A 17,778-nucleotide genomic window follows, 5' to 3' on the forward strand; every position below is an offset into this window, starting at 1 on the left:
CCCCCGTACCGGCCCCTCCCCCTCCGCCCCGGTCCGCCCCGGTCTGCCGCGGTCAGTCGAACATGCCGGGCTGGTAGTCGCCCGCGGGCTGCCGGACGATGACGTTCACGCGGTTGTACAGGTTGATCACGGCGATCAGGCCTACGAGGGCGGTGAGCTGCTCCTCGTCGTAGTGCCGGGCGGCCTCCGCCCAGGCCTCGTCGGTGACCCCGCCGGCCGCGTCCGCGATCCGGGTGCCCTGCTCGGTGAGCTCCAGCGCGGCGCGCTCGGCCTCCGTGAACACCGTGGCCTCGCGCCAGGCGGCGACCAGATGCAGCCGCTGTGTGCTCTCCCCGGCGGCCTCGGCGTCCTTGCTGTGCATGTCGGTGCAGAACCCGCAGCCGTTGATCTGGCTGGCCCGGAGCTTGACCAGCTCCTGCGTCGCGGCCGGGAGGGTGGAGTCCGACAGCACCTTCCCGGCCGAGTTGACGTACTTGAGGAACTTGCCGGCGACGGGGTTGGCCATCAGGTTCAGACGGGCGTCCATGGTGATGCGCTCCTGTGTGGGTCGTACTGCTCGTGCTGGCTACACCTCATGGACGGCGCGGACGCGAGGAATGTGACAGGGCTGAATGTGACCCCAGTCACACAGCCGGGGCGGGCTCCGGAGCGGTGTCACCGGCGGCGGCGACCACGGGGCTGCTGTCCGCGCCCCTGCTGACCCCCAGCCCGCGCATCAGCAGGGCGTAGCCGAGCCCGGCGACCATCCCCAGGACGGCGCAGCCGCCCCACAGCCACTTCGCCCCGAACCGGTCGATGACCTGCCCGGACATCAGCGGCGCGACCAGGGCGGCGACGGACCAGGACAGGCTGTACATGCCCTGGTAGCGGCCGCGGCCGTGGACGGGGGAGAGGCGGACGACGAGACCGGTCTGGGTCGGCGCGTTGACGATCTCGGCGAGGGTCCACACGCAGACGGTGGCCATGAAGACACCGACGGACCCGGCGAAGGCGGTGAGCCCGAAGCCGTACCCGGCGAGGAGCGAGGAGACGACGAGCAGGGTGCGCGGGTCGCGGTGCTCGATGAACCGGGTGACGGGGATCTGGAGGGCGACGATCAGGACGCCGTTGACGGCGATGGCGAGGCCGTAGTCGGCGGGCGTGAACCCGGCGCGGCCCATGGCCACCGGCAGGGCGACATCGCCTTGCAGGAAGATCAGGGCGACGAGGAAGGACAGACCGACGACGGCCATGTAGCGCCCGTCGCGCAGCACCGTGCCGAGGCTGACCTGGGGCTCGTCCTTGTGGACCGGGGCGGTGGGCCGCGACTCGGGCACCTTCAGGAAGACGACGAGCGCGCAGACGGCCGTCATACCGGCCTCGATCAGGAACCCGGCGAGATAGCTGAACTCGGCGATGAATCCGGCGGCCGCGGCGGAGACGGCGAACCCGAGGTTGATGGCCCAGTAGTTGAGCGAGAAGGCCCGCACCCGGTCCTCGGGCCGCACGATGTCGGCCATCATCGCCTGCACGGCCGGCCGGGAGGCGTTGGACGCCATGCCGACGAGGAAGGCGACACCGGCGATGGCGACCGGACCGGTCATGAACCCGAGCAGCGCGACGGAGGCGGCGGTGGCCGACTGGGCGACGAGCAGGGTGGGCCGCCGCCCGATGCGGTCGGCCATCACCCCGCCTAGGAGGGCGGAGACGACCCCGCCCAGCCCGAGCAGGGAGGCGACCAGCCCGGCGTACGAGGCGGAGTAGCCGCGGTCGAGGGTGAGGTAGAGGGCCATGAAGGTGGCCACGAAGGCGCCGAGCCGGTTGACGAGGGTGCTGGTCCACAGCCACCAGAACTCACGGGGGAGCCCGGACACGGCTTCCCGGGCGGCGCGTCCGAGACGGGCGGCGGGCATGAGGGGACCCCCTGGAGCGGTAAGTGGCTGATGCCGGGACCGGTAAGTGGCTGATGGCGCTCGCACAACTTACTAACGGGGTCTGACATCGACCAACGAATTAACCGGCGACTGGGTGGGCGCCCCCCTTCCCGTCCCGCCCACCGGTCGCCCGCGTCGGCGGCCGGGGGCCGTCGATTACGCTCTGAGGCATGGCCGACGCACCGTACAAGCTGATCCTCCTCCGCCACGGCGAGAGCGAGTGGAACGCGAAGAACCTGTTCACCGGCTGGGTGGACGTCAACCTGAACGAGAAGGGCGAGAAGGAGGCAGTCCGCGGTGGCGAGCTCCTGAAGGACGCCGACCTCCTGCCCGACGTGGTCCACACGTCCCTCCAGAAGCGCGCGATCCGCACCGCCCAGCTGGCCCTCGAGGCCGCGGACCGTCACTGGGTCCCGGTCCACCGCAGCTGGCGCCTGAACGAGCGCCACTACGGCGCCCTCCAGGGCAAGGACAAGGCGGCCACGCTGGCCGAGTTCGGCGAGGAGCAGTTCATGCTCTGGCGCCGCTCGTACGACACCCCGCCGCCGCCGCTGCCGGACGACTCGGAGTTCTCCCAGTTCGACGACCCGCGCTACGCGACCCTCCCGCCGGAGCTGCGCCCGAGGACCGAGTGCCTGAAGGACGTCGTCGTCCGGATGCTCCCCTACTGGTACGACGCGATCGTCCCGGACCTCCTGACCGGCCGCACGGTCCTCGTCGCCGCCCACGGCAACTCCCTGCGCGCCCTGGTCAAGCACCTGGACGGCATCTCCGACGCCGACATCGCGGGCCTGAACATCCCCACGGGCATCCCCCTCGCCTACGACCTCGACCCCGACTTCAAGCCCCTCACCCCGGGCGGCAAGTACCTCGACCCGGCCGCGGCCGCGGCGGCAATCGAGGCGGTCAAGAACCAGGGCAAGAAGAAGTAACCCCTGCCGATCAAGCCCCCTGCCTGCGGGTTCGCCGCGGGGAGGGGGCTTGTTGCTGCGCCGGGGCGTCCGGCTCTACGACGGTCATGTCGCCGGGAGTTGGTACGACAGGACGTAGGCGTCCGCCGCCATGACCGTGTCGCAGACTTCGACGGCTCGTCCCTCGGTGTCGAAGGCGGTGCGGACGAGGTGGATGACGGGGACGCCGGGTGCGAGCCGGAGCGTCTTCACCTCGGTCGGGGAGGGCATCCGGGCGCGGATCTCCTCCTCGAAGTGGTCGAGGTGGTGGCCGAGTTCTTCGAGCCGGGCGTAGATGCCACCGGGCCCGGGGTCGGGTTCGGCAATCGGTGTCCCGCGGGCGATGTCGATGGGCAGGTACGAGGTGGCGAACTCGACCGGTTTCCCGTCGAGCAGGTACCGGCGCCGGCGCACGAGAACCCGCCGCACGGACCCGAGCCGGGCGGAGACGTCCTGGTCGGCCTTCTCCTCCTTGACCTCCAGGCTGTCCACGGTGGGATGGCTGCCCGCGGCATCGGCCTCCACGATGAACGCCGCCTTCCCCTCCTCCCGGTGCCTGCGGGCGAACCGGTCCGAGGCGAGCCTGCGCACGGGCGGGCGGGGCCGTACGAAGACTCCTCTGCCGTGCTCGGCGTGCACCAGTCCTTCACCCTGAAGGATGGAGAAGGAGTTGCGGACCGTCATCCGCGAGACGCCGAAGTGCTCGACCAGTTCGGCTTCGGAGGGCAGCTTCTCGCCCTCGCGGAACCGGCCGCGGTCGATGGCTTCGCGCAGGTGGTCGGCGATCTGCCGGAAGACCGCACGATCGCTCGTGGGGTCGAGATCGCCGAGAAGTCCGGCAGCCAGGGGACTCACATGTACTCCTTTAGATATCTAGACGAGTTGGTGAGTGGCGTTGCTACGGTGGTGAGCCTAGCCAGCCGAGAGGGCCGAGGAACGTGAGCATGGAACGCCCGCACTCCGTGAGCGTCGCCGGGGTCGTCGTGGACGACCGGGGCCGCGCCCTGCTGATCCAGCGCCGTGACAACGGCAAATGGGAACCCCCGGGCGGTGTCCTCGAACGCGAGGAGACCATCCCGGAAGCCCTCCAGCGCGAAGTCCTCGAAGAGACCGGCATCAAGATCGCCCTCCCGGCGACCCTGACCGGCGTCTACAAGAACATGACGGGCCTGATCGTCTCCCTGGTCTTCCGCTGCGAAGCCGCCGACGGCACACCCACGACCGGCGAGGAGACCCGCGCCCTTCACTGGGCCACCCGCGAAGAGGTCACCGAGCTTGCCGACGAGGCCTACGCGATCCGTGTCCTGGACGCACTCGACGCGGCGTCCCCGCCGGCCGTCCGCGCCCACGACGGCGTGAAACTCGTCTAGCCCGAACCCGCTGCACATGGCGGCCTACCTGCATGAGGGAACTTGTATGCACGAGTGTATGAGTGGTGTCCGGGTCTGGGGACTGAGTTGCCCAGGTTTTCCGGAAGAGGTCGGCCGGGCCCGCCGTTGGACCCGTGACATCCTGCGCGGATCGCCCCTGGCCGATGACGCGGCCCTGATCGTGAGCGAACTGAGCACCAACGCGATCCGCCACACGGCGAGCGGCTTGGCCTCCGGCAGCTTCCACCTGGCCGTCGCCGTCTCGGCCCAGGTGGTCGCGGTCTCGATCACGGACGACGGCGGCACGGGCACGGCCCCGAAGTTCGAGCACCAGGACCACGACGCGGAGCACGGCCGGGGTCTGGGCATGGTCAGCCTCATCGCTCACCGAGTGGTCGTCCGCAGCAGCGACCAGGGCTACACGGTCACCGCGGAGTTGCTCGGACGCACGGTTGGGAGACCGGCGATGCTGATGACGTCGCCCCGGTGGGGTTTTTGGTGCGAGTGCTGGACGGAGAGCATTACTGAGCAGGGCCCGCTGGTACTGGTGGCATCGTTCGACGCCTGCTCCGCCCCGCAGGCGGACCGTTGGGTAGCAGTCGCCCTCCAGACGATCTTCCCGGCCCTGGACTCCAGCGCCTCCACCGCAGCGTGGGAGTGGATGTATGACGGCCGCATCGACACCCGACGAGCACTCCTGCGTGCCGAACCCCGCACAGTGTCACTGACCCACGCTGGCACACGCATCACCTGGACGATTGGCCCATACTCTTCCTGCCTCTCGCGCACTGCCAGGGCGCCGAACTACCGCCATGCGCGCACGGCTTCACGCCGCGCTCGGAAGAGTGAGTTACAACTTTCTCTACTGGTTCAAGGCGGCTCGCTCTGCTCCCCACGCGCGGCCTGTCTCGGGGCGGGCCTGCGCTCCTGTCTCCGCCCCGCTCCAGCCCGGCCGGCACCCGTGCCGCGCACATGGCAATCAGTTGCTTTGCGATCGAGCCCAGAGCGTGGCGCCAACCAGCAGTTAGCCGAATTTTGCTGAATGGTGCGCGCATCTCGGGTTCGCGCCATACCATCACATCATGGCTAATGAACAGGGTAAGCCCGACTATGACGTGTGCCTCTCATTCGCAGGCAAACAAAGAGAATATGTAGAACAAGTCGCCGCAAAACTGAAGAGCGCAGGAATTCGCGTCTTCTATGATGACTACGAGAAAGTTGCTTTATGGGGGAAGGATCTCTATGAACATCTCGATTATGTTTACGGCAGCAGTGCGCAATATTGCATTCTTTTCGCCTCGAAAGAATACGCCGATAAGGTATGGACGAATCACGAGCGGCGGAGTGCACAGGCTCGCGCCTTGATGGCGCATAGTGAGTATGTACTTCCAGTGCGGTTCGATGACACCGAAATTCCAGGAATTAGACATACTATAGGCTACCTGGATGCGAAAGCTCTCTCTCCAGAGAGTTTGGCACAAATGGTGACCCAAAAGCTCGGTCCAAGGGTTCGTAGAAACTTTCTACCGCCCGGTCCAGACCTTCTGTTTGAGGCCCTTGAAATCATCGATGACGGGGATCGCGAAGACGCTTTGGCGGTTGCCCGCGACTTCATGGGCGTCTTGCAAAGAATGACATCGGAAGAGCGTAAGCTAGTGGCCTACCTGTTCGGTAATTCTTGTCCAACAGATCTACCGGAAAACGTGCATCAAAACCTGGACCTGATCCGCCGGACGATAGGTTGGGCACCCCAGCAGATAATTGACACGATGCAAGGCCTCCGGTCTCTCGGCTTCTTCTCTGAGATCCGAGCCGACGAGGATCATGGCGACAACGTCCTCGTATGCCAGTGGAATGACATGACAATTGGCAGCGGTGTCACAGATTTCGCTATGGAGAATTCGACCCGGCTCGCAGCCGAAATGATCCAGCTTGCCATAGGTCATTTTTGCGAAGGCTGCGCTGATAAATTCATTGAAGCGCTCGATTTTTCGCGCCTGTCTAGCGTAACTTCGGAGAATCATGAGTAAACAAGATGGCATCGACCCTAAAGACTGCACGTTTTGCCAGATTATCGCGGGGTCACTTCATGCCGAGATAATCCACGAGACGGAATCATGCATCGCCTTTTTCCCTCTTAAGCCGGCCACCAAAGGTCACACCCTGGTTGTGCCGAAGCGGCATATACGGGACTTCTTGAGTGTAGAACCCGCTATTTTCGCTGCGCTTAGTTCGACAGCAGTGGAGCTGGGAAAGGCGTTGCGATCTGTCTATTCGCCTGACGGGATGAACATGATTACGTCATCCGGTGAGGCTGCCAGTCAATCAATCATGCATCTACACGTTCACCTCGTTCCTAGGTGGACGGGCGATTCCATGGGAGCCATCTGGCCTCCTCAGAATCACACAGACGGGAACGATCTCTCAGCCTGGGCTGAGAAGTTCCGCAGCCGCAACAGGCTAGATAAATGAAATCCCAAGGAGCAAGAATCCGAAGCCGTTTATAACTCCGTAGAAAACCCACAGAGTGTTCGCTCGCATCACGCACGTCCAAGCGCATCTTGGGTACTGCGCAGCGTTTGCGTAGCGTGCAGTGTTCATGGAGAAAACGGGAATCGAACTATCCTCTACTGAGGAATCGTTATAAAGTTCTCTAAATAGGCGTTCTTGGCGAAGGTAGAAGACGTCAAGCCAGCCAAAAGCGATAGCCGGCATGAGTCCTATCAGCGCATTCCACCAGTGGAGATGTGAGCCCGTATAAGCGTAGATGGCCGCAGAAACCGTCAACGCCCATCCCTTCACTGCGAAGGAATGGGATGCTTGACGGGTGATGGTTGCTTGAATGTAGTCCAGATGTTTTATTTGTTCGCTGGTATAGCTCACCACTGCTTCCTGATGCTAATGGCCTCTTCTACCCAGGCTTCGATATTTTCAGCAATGCTGGAATATACGGCATTGCTATTATAGCCGGCCGGATCATAGATGCGAACTACCTGATCGAAAGCGACTCTGCCATCGTTGAGCGTGAATCCTGAGAATGGATTTCTTCCCTTGATGGCCGACTGGCGGTTCTGGTCCAGAAGTCGGTGAATATGGATCCCGACGACTCCCTTACCGTCCTGCCATGCCTTCTTGAATTCGTACTCCACCCACGGCCGGCCGGCCGTCTGGCTACCGATCAGTACAACATCACAGCTCTTCCCGGCCATCTGTCCATCAATCCAACGCTGGATAGCGGCATCGCCGTTACGGGCGACATCCTCCCATTCGTTGGATGTAAGCAACGGTTGCCCCTCAACCCTGCCCATGTTTTTGACCGTTTGAACGCGCCAGCTGTCGAACTTGTATCGGAAGCTGAAGAAGACCTTGCGTGCCATTGCGTTCTTCCCTCTGGACTTAATGTCCCGTATGTCGCGAACCAGGCTTCAGGGCGCTAAGCGTAGACCGCTAGAGCCCTGGCGCTCCCCTTGGATCATTGTGCGCCAACTGGGCGACTTAGGTAGTCATGATGCGGAATTTTTGTGAAATCGCGACAGAGGTGCTGAACTTGTGGTATGGGGCTCCATTGGAGGCCCATCTCGGCCTGTCTGCTGCTTTCCTATCGACCGCGACAGGTGGCTTTACCTGCGCTGGCTGTCATTCTCCCGCGTTGCAGCTTGTTCTGTCAGGCATCGATAGAGCAGCGTGGCTGAGACCGGTGGGGGCCGCTGTACACACGCGCGCCTGATCGGCCTACGCACCCGGCGTTGTGGCTGACTGTCGTCGGCCGGGGTTCAGGCGTCGGTCCGCCGCACGCCGGTGCACGTGATCAGCCTGTTGCTGTCGTTGGTGAGGAACAGCATGAACGTCCAGGAGTCATCGGCAGTCCTGATCTGCCTCAGGCGAACCAGCTGCTGATGCCGACCGAGTAACTCCACGGCGCGTTCGAGGTTCGTGGTCTCGATGCCTCGGCGACGCGTGTGTCGCAGGCGCCGTCTATAGACAAGGGCGAGCGACCCGGCGCAGACCACGTAGGAGCCGCCGCGGCGGAGCGCAACCAGAGCGGCTATAGACGCCCTATCGCTACCTACCAGCAGTCGTTCGCGTTCCACACCCGTCACCCCCATCCGGATCCTGCTGTACAGCAGTCGGATACAGCAACCACAGCAGCTGGCCCCACCCCGTAGCGGCCCCTTGAGGCCAGAGCGCAACCTGTATGACCGTCTCTGCCCCATCTCTCTAGAGCTACGGATCAGAAGGTCTGGAGAGAGCACAGGTTCGGAGCCTCCCGGCACCCGGGATTCTTCGAGTCCTGGGCCCTCCTCCCCGAGTCACTCCTGCTTGACCGCAGTGTCAGGCGCCGAGCAGGCTTCATGCATGGACGGGGAGGCCGTAGAAACGGCGGAGGTCAGCACTCCTTTGTTCCTTCGCCGGCGGCGCATGCCTCGCATTGCCCAACTGCCGCCCGTCAAAAGCACCGTGACGACGAGCGATCCGATCGCCTCGCTCAACGCCCCCTGGCCAATTGCGTCCCAGGGCAGAGCGGATACCCACATGTCAACCGTCCTCCTCATCGACAACCCGACTCAGTTCAGGATGGATTGGCTCGAAGCAGCTGGGACACGGGCGGACAGCAAACTGTACTGTCGGACGACATCGGACAGAATCGGACAGAGGCGAAGCATGCCTAGGTTGAAGAAGCCACCACTGCCTGATGGACCTCATAGAGATCTAAACGACGCTCTGCACAGCTTGCACCTGCGAGCTGGACTGCCATCCTTGCGCGATCTTGCAGACGGAATCGGTGACGGCGTTGCCAGCAAGAGTCGGATTCACGACGCATTCGCCAGCGACCGGTTACCCCACTGGGGACTCCTCCAGTTACTGGCAGAGGTCATGGTCAAGACGATCCCTGGTTCGAACCTCGAGGCTGAGGAGAGTCTCCTTTACCAGCCTTGGCTGAAAGCATCAGGACACTCGGCAGCAAGCATCGTGGCTCGCGACGAGGCGGAGCAACCGTCGGAATCTCCGTCAGCCTCAACGCAACTTAATGCACATAAAGGGTCACGCACCAGGCTCGCCGGTGCTCCCGGGAAGGACGCTTACGGCACCCTCGCACGGCTCAAGTACGCGGCGCTCTCGTACACCGTCGACCGCATCGAGTTCGACCACTCGGGGTGCATCCGCGAACGCGGCTTCTACCTATCCACCGGGCTGGAGACGGATCCACTCGCCGTGCACCCGAAAACTTCCCTGGCATGGCCCACGGCTGAAGCAGTCACATGCCGGGTACCCGAGCCAGCCCGACGGCTGAACGCCGCACAGCATCTGGGCAACCTACGTGCCGATCTCCTAGTTCTGGGGATGGACTTCGCCGACGGTTTCAAAGACGTCGTCGACAAGGTTATGCGCGGTGAGAGTGTTCACATCGTGGATCACCGCCGGTGACCTACGTCTGGGCACCTTCACTGAGGCAGACGGGTGTGTAGCGGGTGTTCCGTGCCAGACACGTGCCAGATCCAGTGGGGAACCACGGGGAGCACCGGGAAATGGGGAGGATGCGACGTGGCATCGAGACTGCTTCACCGCAGGTTAGGACGGGACCCGCCTGAGAAGTACCCAAGCTTCCCAAGCTGAGGGCTCAGGCGCCGTCAGCACGTTCCGGCCGTCGTGGCTTGCTCTGGTTGACGATACCGGCAACGCGGTGGGGGTGCAGTGAGGTACACGCGTGCCTGGGTCGGTCGGCGTACCCGCCGTCGTGGCTGAATGTCGTCGGCGGAGGTTCAGATGGGACGCAGCATGGGTGTTCGGCGTCGCCGGGTGCGGCAAGGCTGGGCCGTCCCTGGGTCGTCCGAGGTCGCTCGGCAGCGGCCAATGACGACCAACGACGGCCACCAGGCGCATGTGCCGCCCACCGCGCCTGAGCAGTGAAAATGCAGGTCACCAAGATCCCCGGCAAGCCCCAAGGCAAGAAAAAGTAGTTACCGTGATGGCGCCCCTCACTTGTGCGTTCACGCATGTAAGGGGCGTTTTCCGTGTCTCGGCCGACTTCGCAAGGGCCCCGCTCAGGCGCCGCCTCCAGCAGCATCTACGCCCAGCTCCCCAGCCAGTCGCCGTAGCCCCCGGAGGGCGGTTGGCTCATGAGTAGCAGATCTGCCACGAGTTGCTTCACGGACGGCAGGGTGATCACCAACTGGGGTGACAAGTCCCTGGCCTTCACCAGAGCTGGTACGGCGTCGTCCACCTGTCGACGCTGGGCGTGGGCTCGGGCGACGTCGAGGTTGAATCGCGCCTGTCGCTCCTCGGACAACACCGACACATCGGCCTTCCGCGCGGCTCGAAGAGCCATTCCGGCGTCTCCGAGGCCGACCGCGACGGAGACCTCGTGCACCGACACGTTAGCCGGACCGAACTCGGTGTTGTAGTCGTTGCGTCCCTCGCCGACCTGTTCGGCCAGGTCGTGGGCGGTACGGAGGTACGCGTACGCATCCTCGGCCAGGTTCAACCTGGCGGCGGCGAGGGCCCGTTGCAGTGTCAGGGCACCGCGCAGCGCCACCGCCTCGATCTGCTCGGTTCCGCCCAGGGAAACCAGTGCCTCGGCAGCGCTTCCGGAGACCCCGGCTGCCTGCTCGAAGCGGTGCGCACCGAGGAAGACGATCGACAGGCGAAACGCACCGGCGGCCATCAGCAGGGGATCACCGGCTCGCTCGGCGGCAGCCACGGCACGGTCGATCGCGACCCAGGCGGCCTCCGGCTCCGCCATGTTCGCGAGCGCGGCACCGAACGCCTGGTAGGTGCCGGCGAGCAGCCGGAAGATGTCAGCCTGTTCCGCTCCGGTGGTGACTCGGGCGGCGGACTCCAGCCGGGGCACCAGTGTCTCCAGCAGTTCGGTCAGGTCGGCATAGGCACCTTGGTGGGCAAGCGCCCAGGCCCGCTCGACCCCCGTACGAAGCGCTGTCACATCCGCGGGCGCGCCATCCCGTTCCCGGCCGACGAGCGCCTTGAGGGCATGCGGGGCACTGAGCAGCAGGCGCAGGCGGTCCGCCCCGCTCGACGTGTCTTCGGCCGCCGTGGCCATGAGGGGCGCCCCGGCCGCCAGCTCCGCCACCGGTATGCCCAGGACGTTGGCGACCTTCCCCCAGTACGGTCATCCGGTCGATGCGCCGCACGCCGTGCTCCACCTGCGACAGCCAGGCTTCGGAACGCCCCAGCAGCGCGGCGAACTCCTTCTGCGAGAGCCCGCGCCGCGTGCGCCCGGCGGCGATCCTGCGGCCGAGAGCCTGCTCGTAGTCACTACTCAACGCGCACGCCCTTGCCGGAGACGAAGTCCAGGCGGTCGACCTTCGTGTCGGAGAGGTACTGCTCCCGCTCGGCGAGGAAGAGACGGACGTAGTCCTTCGACTCGTGCTCCTGGAAGGCGTCCTCGTCCCGGTAGAGCTCGTAGAACACGCGCTCCAAGGGGCGGCCGTCAACACGGTGCACGGCGTAGATCACCGTTCCGGGCTCGTGCGCACGAATGTGCTCACCCGTCCGCTCCACCAGGTCGTCGAACGCGGCCGCGGCCGCATTGTCCTTGCAGGTGAAGCGCACCATCAGTCCGAACATACGAGGTCCTTCCTCCGTCGGCGTCCACGCCAGCCACCAGCTTCAGGGCGACGTTATGCGTCTCAATACCCGTACGAAAAGTGCGGATTCACACTCCTTGCCACTCGTACGCGGTGAGAGGCGTTTTTCATGCGGCGTGCGCTGAACGCGTTCCGCTGCCCCGTCAGTCGGGCCATGCCTCGGCAACGGTGAAGGACACGACCGTCCCGCCGAACGGGCTCAGGCCGACGTGCCAGGAGTCCGCGATGGCGTCGACGAGAAGGAGCCCCCGCCCGTGCGTCTCCTCTGCATCCGGCCGGCGGAGTTGCACGTTCACCGGGAACCCGGGGTTGTGCACCTCGACCCGCAGCGCGGTTCCCTCGCGGAACCACTCCACGCGGACGAACCAGCTGTCGTCGGACCGGCCGTAGACGATGGCGTTGGTGACCAGTTCGGAGATCATCAGCGCGCAGTCCTCGACCGAGCAGGCCGGGTCGTACGGGGCGATGAACTTCAAGAACCAGCGCCGCGCCCGGGAGACCGACTCCGGCGTCGGGTGCAAGGTCATCGCCCCGAGCCGCGGCGACTCTGGGCTGGGGGCGCGGTCGATCGTGTAGGTCATGCGTGCTCACTCCCTGCCGGTGTCGTCGCGGACGAGACACCGTCGCTTCCAAGCGGCATGAGCACGGTCCGTTTGAGGCAGCCGACCATCGCTCCCTGCCACTATCCAGTAAGTGGCCTTAGCCACTTACTGGATAGTGGCATTGGCCAGTTACGGTGCGCAAGCGGTTCGCGGTAACTGGCACCGGGTCAGGTGAGTGGGTATCCCTGTTCGAACGCCCAGCGGTGCGGCGGGTAGGTGGCCTCGGCGAACTCCAGAGGTCGGTCCTGGAGATCGAAGACGACGTGATGGACGACCAGGACGGCTGAACCGGGTTCCAGTCGAAGGTCGGCGGCTTCCTCGTCCGTCGCGGTACGCGCGCACATGCGGTCTTCCGCGTAACTCCCTTGGCGCCCGGTCACGTTCTCGACGTACATCAGGGTCCCCTCCTGAATCCGCGCGGGATCCATGAGCTTCGGGGCCCTCTGCCCGATGTCAGGCGCGAACCACGAGGTGGACAGCGTGATGGGGCCGTCCTGGTTGTTGGTCACCCGCCGCCGGTGCACGGCCCGACGGTCCTTGACCAACCCCAGCGCCTCGGCGACGTGGTCCGGTGCATCGAGCCAGCCGGCCGACGTGATGACCGCGTACTCACCGGCCGTGTAGATCTTCCCTGTCTGGCGGGCTCGTCCGTACAACTCGCGTGCGCGCCGGTTCACTTCCAGGCTTCGGACATACGTGCCCGACCCCTGCCGCTTCTCGACCAGTCCCTGATGGCTCAGCGCCTCCAGCGAGCGGGCTGCGGTCGGCCGGGACACCTTCCAGTCCGCCGCCAGCTGTCGCTCCGAGGGAACCTCGTCGCCTGGTCGCAGGTCCCCGCGAAGGATCTGATCGCGGATGAAGTGCGCGATCTGGAGATACTTCGGCAGGGCCTCTTCAATCTGAGGCATGCCCCCTCCTCGTCCAAGTGGCTATGGCCTCTTACCACTATAGGGTGAGTGGCCAACCCTCAAACTCGTACGCTGGCTGTATGACGCGATTGATCGTCGCGGCAGGGGGAGGGGGCGACGCGGTCGCCGCCGCAATGCTCGATGCGGCCCTGTACGGCGACGATGACAGGGCGGTGATCTTCACGTACGCGTGGGACCGCCTCCTGGTCGACCCACTGCCCGGCCCCAGAGGCGCGGCCGACTTCACGGGCCTCGCTGCCCTCACCCCGGCCGTCTGGTCGGTGCCGGCCACGGCTCGTCCGCTCGCTCCAGCGGCTTCGACGCTCCCCCGGCTCGCCGCGGAACTTCCGCATACCTTCGCCCTGATCGACCCGTACCACGGCGCCGAGGGCATCACCCGCCAACTCGAAGAGCTGGTCCGCCACTTGGAGCCGGAGTCGATCGACCTCCTGGACGTGGGCGGCGACATCCTCGCCCGAGGCGATGAGCCGACACTGAAGAGCCCCCTTGCCGACGCCCTCACCTTGGCGGCGTGCTGCCAGGTGAACGCACCGGTCCGGCTGCTGGTCGCGGGCCCCGGTCTGGACGGCGAACTCCCCGCAGCCGACCTCCACGACCTGTTGGGTCCTCTCGTACACACCTTCAGGCCAGGAGACGTGGAGACGATCTCCTCCGTACTGGAGTGGCACCCCTCAGAAGCGACAGCAATGCTCGCGGCGACTGCCCGAGGAGTACGGGGCACATGCGAGGTACGCGACGCCGGTCTGGCCGTACCACTGACCGACGAGGGTCCTACGGTCCACGAAGTCGATTTGGACGAAGCGTTGGCCCGCAACGCCCTCGCCCGTTCCATCCTGACGACCGCGACCCTGGACGAAGCCGAGGCGTACAGCCGGAAGGTCACCGGCTTCTCGGAGATCGATTACGAACGCGCCAAATCCGCCCGCCTCAAGGACCAGCCGTCGGCGCCGCTGAACCCAGAGGTGATCCTGTCCTGGCTCATCCAATTCGAGGCCGAGGCCCGAAGTCGTGGAGTCACCCATACGACGTTCCGTCGTATCGCCGAGGCGCTTGGACTCGGCGGCAACCAGCGCCAGGAGCTGGGCCAGTTGCTCATCGACAACTGCCCGGAACAGTACGACGTGCCCCTGTGGCGGATTGCGACGGAGTTCGAACAGGCAAGGGCCCGCGCAGCCACGACGCAGGGCGGGCATCAGGTGGGCGGGACCGATGAATGCGGTGTTGACCTGGCGACGCCGACGGAGTAGGGACCGGATTCCTTCGACCGGGTTGAGGCGCATCGCGCTGGAGTGGGGGCTTGACCCCGAGCCGATCCGCCTCGCGGAAGCCCATGTCTGCCGCCCCGCACACCGATACCGTTGCATCAGTCCCGCGTCCGGGAAGGAGTGACGTGGAACGTCGGGAGTTCATCCTCGCCTCCAGCGGATACGCGCTGTCCGCCCTCGGCCTGCCCGACATGGACAGCATCACCCGCCGGACCAAGTCCGTCCTGCCCGGAGCCGTCCGCGTCGGTCAGGGTGAGGTGGCCGCCGTACGCCACATGGTGAAGGCACTCGGTGACTCGGCCTCCGAGCTCGGTGGTGGCCATGCCCGGCACCTGGCCGTCCGCTACCTCACCCAGGACGTCGCGCCCTGGCTGGAAGGGCGGTTCACCGAGGCCACCGGACGCGAGCTGTTCGCCGCCACCTCCCAACTCGTCCACCTCGCGGGCTGGATGGCCCAGGACGAGGGCGACACCCCCGAATTACGTGGGCTCGCCCAGCGTTACTACGCGCACTCCTTCCGCCTGGCCGCCGAGGCCGGCGATCCGGAACTCTCCGCCACGGCGCTGCGCGGTCTCGCCGTACAGTGCGTCGACCTCGGCAACCGGGCCGAGGCCGTCCAACTCGGCGAAGCCTGCGTGGAGTACGGCCGTCACCTCGACAACCCGCGTGCGGTGGCCTACTACGAAGCCACCCTCGCCAACGCCGCCGCCCAGGACGACGACCGGCGCATGGCCACCAAGCACCTGGCCCTGTCCGAGGCCGCCATCGGCAGGCCGGCTGCCGCCGACGTCGGCGACTCCTGGGCAGCTCATTACTCCCCGGGCCGCTGGGCCCATGAAGCCGGCATGGTCCTCTCCCGCCTCGGCGATCTCGACGCCGCCGAGGAACACCTGCACCTCGCCCTCGACATCCACGGCCTCGACCGCCGCCGCACTCGCGCCATCGTCCTCGCCGACCTCGGTGGCGTGCGGCTGCGCCAAGGCGATGTGGACGGTGCCATGGCCACCTGGCGGAACTTCCTCGACTGTGCTGACGGCATCCGCTCGGTGAAGGTCCAGGCGGCCCTCCAGGACATGCGGGTCCGGCTGCGGCGGTACGAGGGGGTGCCGGAGGCCCAGGAACTCCGTGAGCAGGCGACCCGTATCGCGGGGTGACCCTTTGGTAAAGAGACGGATCCCTGGTGGATCCCGTTCGGGAAAGACCCTGGATCGTTGGGTCGGGACTGACGCACAGTGACGTCATGAGTGATCAATCAGAGGTGGCTGTCGCGCCTGTCGAGGCCTTCGAACCGCCGTACTACGTTGCCGTGTTCACCGCGGTCCCGACCGACGACCGGAGCGGCTACGGCGAGACCAACTCGCGCATGGAGGACCTGGTGAAGGAGGTCCCCGGGTATCTGGGGGCGGACCACGCGCAGACCCCTGGTGGGTTGTCCATCACCGTCGGGTACTTCCGTGACGCGGACGCCCTCACCCAGTGGCGGAGCAATGCCGAGCACCGTTCGGCACAGGAGCGTGGGCGAGCCCAGTGGTATCAGAGCTACACGCTGCACGTGGCGAAGGTGGAGCGGAGTCACGGGTTCAAGCGGGCGGGCGTAGGTCCCGGAAGCGCCGTTACGACGTCTGCGTGAGCTCGGTGAGCAAGTCGCGGACCCGGCGTTCGATCTCGTCGCGGATCGGGCGCACCGCGGCGACGCCCTGGCCGGCCGGGTCCGGGAGTTGCCAGTCGAGGTAGCGCTTGCCCGGGAAGACCGGGCAGGTGTCGCCGCAGCCCATGGTGATGACGACGTCGGAGGACCGGACGGCGTCGACCGTGAGCACCTTGGGGATCTCGGCCGAGATGTCGATGCCCGACTCCGCCATCGCCGCCACGACGGCCGGGTTGACCGTGTCGGCGGGGGCGGAGCCGGCCGAGCGGACCTGGACGCGGTCGCCCGCGAGGTGGGTGAGGAAGGCGGCGGCCATCTGGGAGCGGCCGGCGTTGTGGATGCAGACGAAGAGGACGGAAGGGGTGGAGGGGGTAGAGGGCAGGTCAGGCATGGGTGGGGGCTTCCTGAGTGGTGAAGTGGCGGCGGGTGCGTAGCGCGACGTGGACGAGGGCGATCAGGGCCGGGACCTCGATCAGGGGGCCGACGACACCGGCGAGGGCCTGGCCGGAGGAGGCGCCGAAGGTGGCGATCGCGACGGCGATGGCCAGCTCGAAGTTGTTGCCCGCGGCGGTGAAGGCCAGCGTCGTGGCGCGGGGATAGTCCAGGCCGATGGCACGGGCCAAAAACATCGAGCCCGCCCACATGACGGCGAAGTAGACCAGCAGCGGCAACGCGATGCGGGCGACGTCCAGGGGGCTCGACGTGATGGCGTCGCCCTGCAAGGCGAAGAGGAGGACGATCGTGAAGAGGAGGCCGTAGAGGGCGAAGGGGCCGATGCGGGGGAGGAGCCGGGACTCGTACCAGGTACGGCCCTTGGTCCGCTCGCCGATCCGGCGGGTGAGGTAGCCGGCGGCCAGGGGGATGCCGAGGAAGATGAGGACGCTGCGCGCGATCTGCCATGTCGACACGTCGAGGTCCGTCCGGGGCAGGCCCAGCCAGCCGGGGAGCACGGACAGGTAGAACCAGCCGAGCGCCACGAACGCGATGACCTGGAAGACGGAGTTCAGGGCGACCAGGACGGCGGCGGCCTCGCGGTGGCCGCAGGCCAGGTCGTTCCAGATGATCACCATGGCGATGCAGCGTGCCAGGCCCACGATGATCAGGCCGGTGCGGTAGGCGGGCAGATCCGGCAGGAACAGCCACGCGAGCGCGAACATCAGCGCCGGGCCGACGACCCAGTTGAGCAGCAGGGACGGCACCAGCAGACGGCGGTCGCGGGTGACGGTGCCGAGGCGGTCGTAGCGGACCTTGGCCAGGACCGGATACATCATCACGAGCAGGCCCAGGGCGATCGGCAGGGACACCCCGGTCACGGTCACCTCGGCCAGCGCGCCGCCCAGGCCCGGGACCAGGCGGCCGAGGCCGAGTCCGGCGGCCATCGCGGCGAGGATCCACAGTGCCAGGTAGCGGTCGACGAAGGAGAGCCGCCCCGCCACGTTCCCCTCGGGCGCGAGAGCGGTCTCGGGGGTGGGCGCGGGGGCGGTCACGAGGCGGTGC

Annotated in this window: 20 protein-coding genes and 2 pseudogenes; 9 read left to right on the top strand and 13 right to left on the bottom strand. The window is 66.1% G+C overall.

Features of this window, described 5'->3' with window-relative positions; translation table 11 throughout:
- Positions 1–52: 52 nt before the first annotated feature.
- Both CCN72_RS26130 and CCN72_RS26135 read right to left on the bottom strand, forming a co-directional pair.
- Complete coding sequence (locus tag CCN72_RS26130) at positions 53–526, bottom strand: carboxymuconolactone decarboxylase family protein (RefSeq protein ID WP_086810121.1); 474 nt, start codon at positions 524–526, stop codon at positions 53–55.
- A gap of 97 nt (positions 527–623) precedes the next feature.
- Positions 624–1,892, bottom strand: a complete 1,269-nt coding sequence (locus CCN72_RS26135; RefSeq protein WP_086810123.1) for an MDR family MFS transporter — start codon at positions 1,890–1,892, stop codon at positions 624–626.
- Between the two features lie 191 nt (positions 1,893–2,083).
- On the opposite strand from CCN72_RS26135, the gene CCN72_RS26140 reads away from it, so the two are divergent.
- Positions 2,084–2,845 (top strand): phosphoglyceromutase, encoded by a 762-nt coding sequence (locus CCN72_RS26140; RefSeq protein WP_086810125.1) that lies wholly within the window; start codon positions 2,084–2,086, stop codon positions 2,843–2,845.
- An 84-nt stretch (positions 2,846–2,929) separates the two neighbouring features.
- Here the strand turns inward: CCN72_RS26140 and CCN72_RS26145 are convergent, their stop codons facing one another.
- Positions 2,930–3,718 carry a GntR family transcriptional regulator gene (locus tag CCN72_RS26145; protein ID WP_086810127.1) on the bottom strand — a complete coding sequence of 263 codons (789 nt, stop codon included), beginning with the start codon at positions 3,716–3,718 and terminating at the stop codon, positions 2,930–2,932.
- Positions 3,719–3,825: 107 nt separating this feature from the next.
- Between CCN72_RS26145 and CCN72_RS26150 the strand changes: the two genes are divergently transcribed.
- From CCN72_RS26150 to CCN72_RS41565, 4 genes and pseudogenes are all read left to right on the top strand, one after another.
- A complete protein-coding gene (locus CCN72_RS26150; protein WP_086810151.1) occupies positions 3,826–4,233 on the top strand; it encodes an NUDIX hydrolase in 408 nt (135 codons plus the stop codon).
- Positions 4,234–4,279: 46 nt separating this feature from the next.
- Positions 4,280–4,672: pseudogene (locus CCN72_RS26155) on the top strand (ATP-binding protein); the annotation flags it as partial.
- Between the two features lie 643 nt (positions 4,673–5,315).
- Positions 5,316–6,263, top strand: coding sequence for a toll/interleukin-1 receptor domain-containing protein (locus CCN72_RS26165; RefSeq protein ID WP_086810129.1), 948 nt, complete (start codon positions 5,316–5,318; stop codon positions 6,261–6,263).
- Positions 6,256–6,705, top strand: coding sequence for an HIT domain-containing protein (locus tag CCN72_RS41565; protein WP_086810131.1), 450 nt, complete (start codon positions 6,256–6,258; stop codon positions 6,703–6,705). Before CCN72_RS26165 ends, CCN72_RS41565 begins: the two co-directional genes overlap by 8 nt.
- On the opposite strand, the gene CCN72_RS38685 is transcribed toward CCN72_RS41565, so the two are convergent.
- From CCN72_RS38685 to CCN72_RS26180, 3 genes are all read right to left on the bottom strand, one after another.
- Positions 6,694–7,116: a hypothetical protein gene (locus tag CCN72_RS38685; RefSeq protein WP_143664202.1), complete on the bottom strand. Its 423-nt coding sequence runs from the start codon at positions 7,114–7,116 to the stop codon at positions 6,694–6,696. The two genes, CCN72_RS41565 and CCN72_RS38685, sit on opposite strands and share 12 nt — an antisense overlap.
- Complete coding sequence (locus CCN72_RS26175; RefSeq protein ID WP_086810133.1) at positions 7,113–7,610, bottom strand: TIR domain-containing protein; 498 nt, start codon at positions 7,608–7,610, stop codon at positions 7,113–7,115. Before CCN72_RS26175 ends, CCN72_RS38685 begins: the two co-directional genes overlap by 4 nt.
- A 396-nt stretch (positions 7,611–8,006) precedes the next feature.
- Positions 8,007–8,324 (bottom strand): hypothetical protein, encoded by a 318-nt coding sequence (locus CCN72_RS26180; protein ID WP_244174457.1) that lies wholly within the window; start codon positions 8,322–8,324, stop codon positions 8,007–8,009.
- Positions 8,325–8,991: 667 nt separating this feature from the next.
- On the opposite strand from CCN72_RS26180, the gene CCN72_RS38690 reads away from it, so the two are divergent.
- A complete protein-coding gene (locus CCN72_RS38690) occupies positions 8,992–9,660 on the top strand; it encodes a hypothetical protein (protein WP_143664203.1) in 669 nt (222 codons plus the stop codon).
- A 640-nt stretch (positions 9,661–10,300) separates the two neighbouring features.
- On the opposite strand, the gene CCN72_RS26185 is transcribed toward CCN72_RS38690, so the two are convergent.
- The 5 genes and pseudogenes from CCN72_RS26185 to CCN72_RS26200 all read right to left on the bottom strand — a co-directional run bounded on the left by CCN72_RS26185 (position 10,301) and on the right by CCN72_RS26200 (position 13,347).
- Positions 10,301–11,290, bottom strand: a complete 990-nt coding sequence (locus CCN72_RS26185; protein ID WP_244174459.1) for a transcriptional regulator — start codon at positions 11,288–11,290, stop codon at positions 10,301–10,303.
- 76 nt (positions 11,291–11,366) lie between these two features.
- Positions 11,367–11,513 (bottom strand): annotated as a pseudogene (locus CCN72_RS40810) (helix-turn-helix domain-containing protein); the annotation flags it as partial.
- On the bottom strand, positions 11,506–11,817 hold the full coding sequence (locus CCN72_RS26190) for a putative quinol monooxygenase (protein ID WP_086810137.1): 312 nt from the start codon (positions 11,815–11,817) through the stop codon (positions 11,506–11,508). The gene CCN72_RS26190 and the pseudogene CCN72_RS40810, both read right to left, overlap by 8 nt.
- Positions 11,818–11,980: 163 nt before the next feature.
- Positions 11,981–12,418: an ATP-binding protein gene (locus CCN72_RS26195; RefSeq protein WP_086810139.1), complete on the bottom strand. Its 438-nt coding sequence runs from the start codon at positions 12,416–12,418 to the stop codon at positions 11,981–11,983.
- Positions 12,419–12,606: 188 nt separating this feature from the next.
- The gene (locus CCN72_RS26200; RefSeq protein WP_086810141.1) at positions 12,607–13,347 is read right to left on the bottom strand and encodes a GntR family transcriptional regulator; all 741 of its coding nucleotides are present in this window, start codon (positions 13,345–13,347) and stop codon (positions 12,607–12,609) included.
- 80 nt (positions 13,348–13,427) lie between these two features.
- Between CCN72_RS26200 and CCN72_RS26205 the strand changes: the two genes are divergently transcribed.
- From CCN72_RS26205 to CCN72_RS26215, 3 genes are all read left to right on the top strand, one after another.
- A complete protein-coding gene (locus CCN72_RS26205; RefSeq protein WP_086810143.1) occupies positions 13,428–14,615 on the top strand; it encodes a DUF1152 domain-containing protein in 1,188 nt (395 codons plus the stop codon).
- 50 nt (positions 14,616–14,665) lie between these two features.
- Positions 14,666–15,787 carry an NsdA family TPR-like regulatory protein gene (locus CCN72_RS26210; protein WP_483027278.1) on the top strand — a complete coding sequence of 374 codons (1,122 nt, stop codon included), beginning with the start codon at positions 14,666–14,668 and terminating at the stop codon, positions 15,785–15,787.
- A gap of 86 nt (positions 15,788–15,873) precedes the next feature.
- The gene (locus CCN72_RS26215; RefSeq protein ID WP_086810147.1) at positions 15,874–16,263 is read left to right on the top strand and encodes an antibiotic biosynthesis monooxygenase family protein; all 390 of its coding nucleotides are present in this window, start codon (positions 15,874–15,876) and stop codon (positions 16,261–16,263) included.
- On the opposite strand, the gene CCN72_RS26220 is transcribed toward CCN72_RS26215, so the two are convergent.
- Both CCN72_RS26220 and arsB read right to left on the bottom strand, forming a co-directional pair.
- Positions 16,247–16,672, bottom strand: a complete 426-nt coding sequence (locus CCN72_RS26220) for an arsenate reductase ArsC (protein ID WP_086810149.1) — start codon at positions 16,670–16,672, stop codon at positions 16,247–16,249. The two genes, CCN72_RS26215 and CCN72_RS26220, sit on opposite strands and share 17 nt — an antisense overlap.
- Positions 16,665–17,660 carry an ACR3 family arsenite efflux transporter gene (arsB, locus tag CCN72_RS26225; RefSeq protein WP_244174458.1) on the bottom strand — a complete coding sequence of 332 codons (996 nt, stop codon included), beginning with the start codon at positions 17,658–17,660 and terminating at the stop codon, positions 16,665–16,667. The genes CCN72_RS26220 and arsB overlap by 8 nt, the downstream gene beginning before the upstream one ends.
- Positions 17,661–17,778 lie beyond the last annotated feature (118 nt).

The sequence above is a fragment of the Streptomyces murinus genome, assembly GCF_002154555.1.
GTDB classification, from domain to species: domain Bacteria; phylum Actinomycetota; class Actinomycetes; order Streptomycetales; family Streptomycetaceae; genus Streptomyces; species Streptomyces murinus.

Bases quoted from the DNA above. Each gene is read 5' to 3' on its own strand.
- CCN72_RS26220 (WP_086810149.1), bottom strand. From the start codon at position 16,672: ATGCCTGACCTGCCCTCTACCCCCTCCACCCCTTCCGTCCTCTTCGTC.
- CCN72_RS26135 (WP_086810123.1), bottom strand. From the start codon at position 1,892: ATGCCCGCCGCCCGTCTCGGACGCGCCGCCCGGGAAGCCGTGTCCGGG.
- CCN72_RS26200 (WP_086810141.1), bottom strand. From the start codon at position 13,347: ATGCCTCAGATTGAAGAGGCCCTGCCGAAGTATCTCCAGATCGCGCAC.
- CCN72_RS26195 (WP_086810139.1), bottom strand. From the start codon at position 12,418: ATGACCTACACGATCGACCGCGCCCCCAGCCCAGAGTCGCCGCGGCTC.
- arsB (WP_244174458.1), bottom strand. From the start codon at position 17,660: ATGGCCGCCGGACTCGGCCTCGGCCGCCTGGTCCCGGGCCTGGGCGGC.
- CCN72_RS41565 (WP_086810131.1), top strand. From the start codon at position 6,256: ATGAGTAAACAAGATGGCATCGACCCTAAAGACTGCACGTTTTGCCAG.
- CCN72_RS26205 (WP_086810143.1), top strand. From the start codon at position 13,428: ATGACGCGATTGATCGTCGCGGCAGGGGGAGGGGGCGACGCGGTCGCC.
- CCN72_RS26175 (WP_086810133.1), bottom strand. From the start codon at position 7,610: ATGGCACGCAAGGTCTTCTTCAGCTTCCGATACAAGTTCGACAGCTGG.
- CCN72_RS26215 (WP_086810147.1), top strand. From the start codon at position 15,874: ATGAGTGATCAATCAGAGGTGGCTGTCGCGCCTGTCGAGGCCTTCGAA.
- CCN72_RS26130 (WP_086810121.1), bottom strand. From the start codon at position 526: ATGGACGCCCGTCTGAACCTGATGGCCAACCCCGTCGCCGGCAAGTTC.
- CCN72_RS26165 (WP_086810129.1), top strand. From the start codon at position 5,316: ATGGCTAATGAACAGGGTAAGCCCGACTATGACGTGTGCCTCTCATTC.
- CCN72_RS26185 (WP_244174459.1), bottom strand. From the start codon at position 11,290: ATGGCCACGGCGGCCGAAGACACGTCGAGCGGGGCGGACCGCCTGCGC.
- CCN72_RS26190 (WP_086810137.1), bottom strand. From the start codon at position 11,817: ATGTTCGGACTGATGGTGCGCTTCACCTGCAAGGACAATGCGGCCGCG.
- CCN72_RS26140 (WP_086810125.1), top strand. From the start codon at position 2,084: ATGGCCGACGCACCGTACAAGCTGATCCTCCTCCGCCACGGCGAGAGC.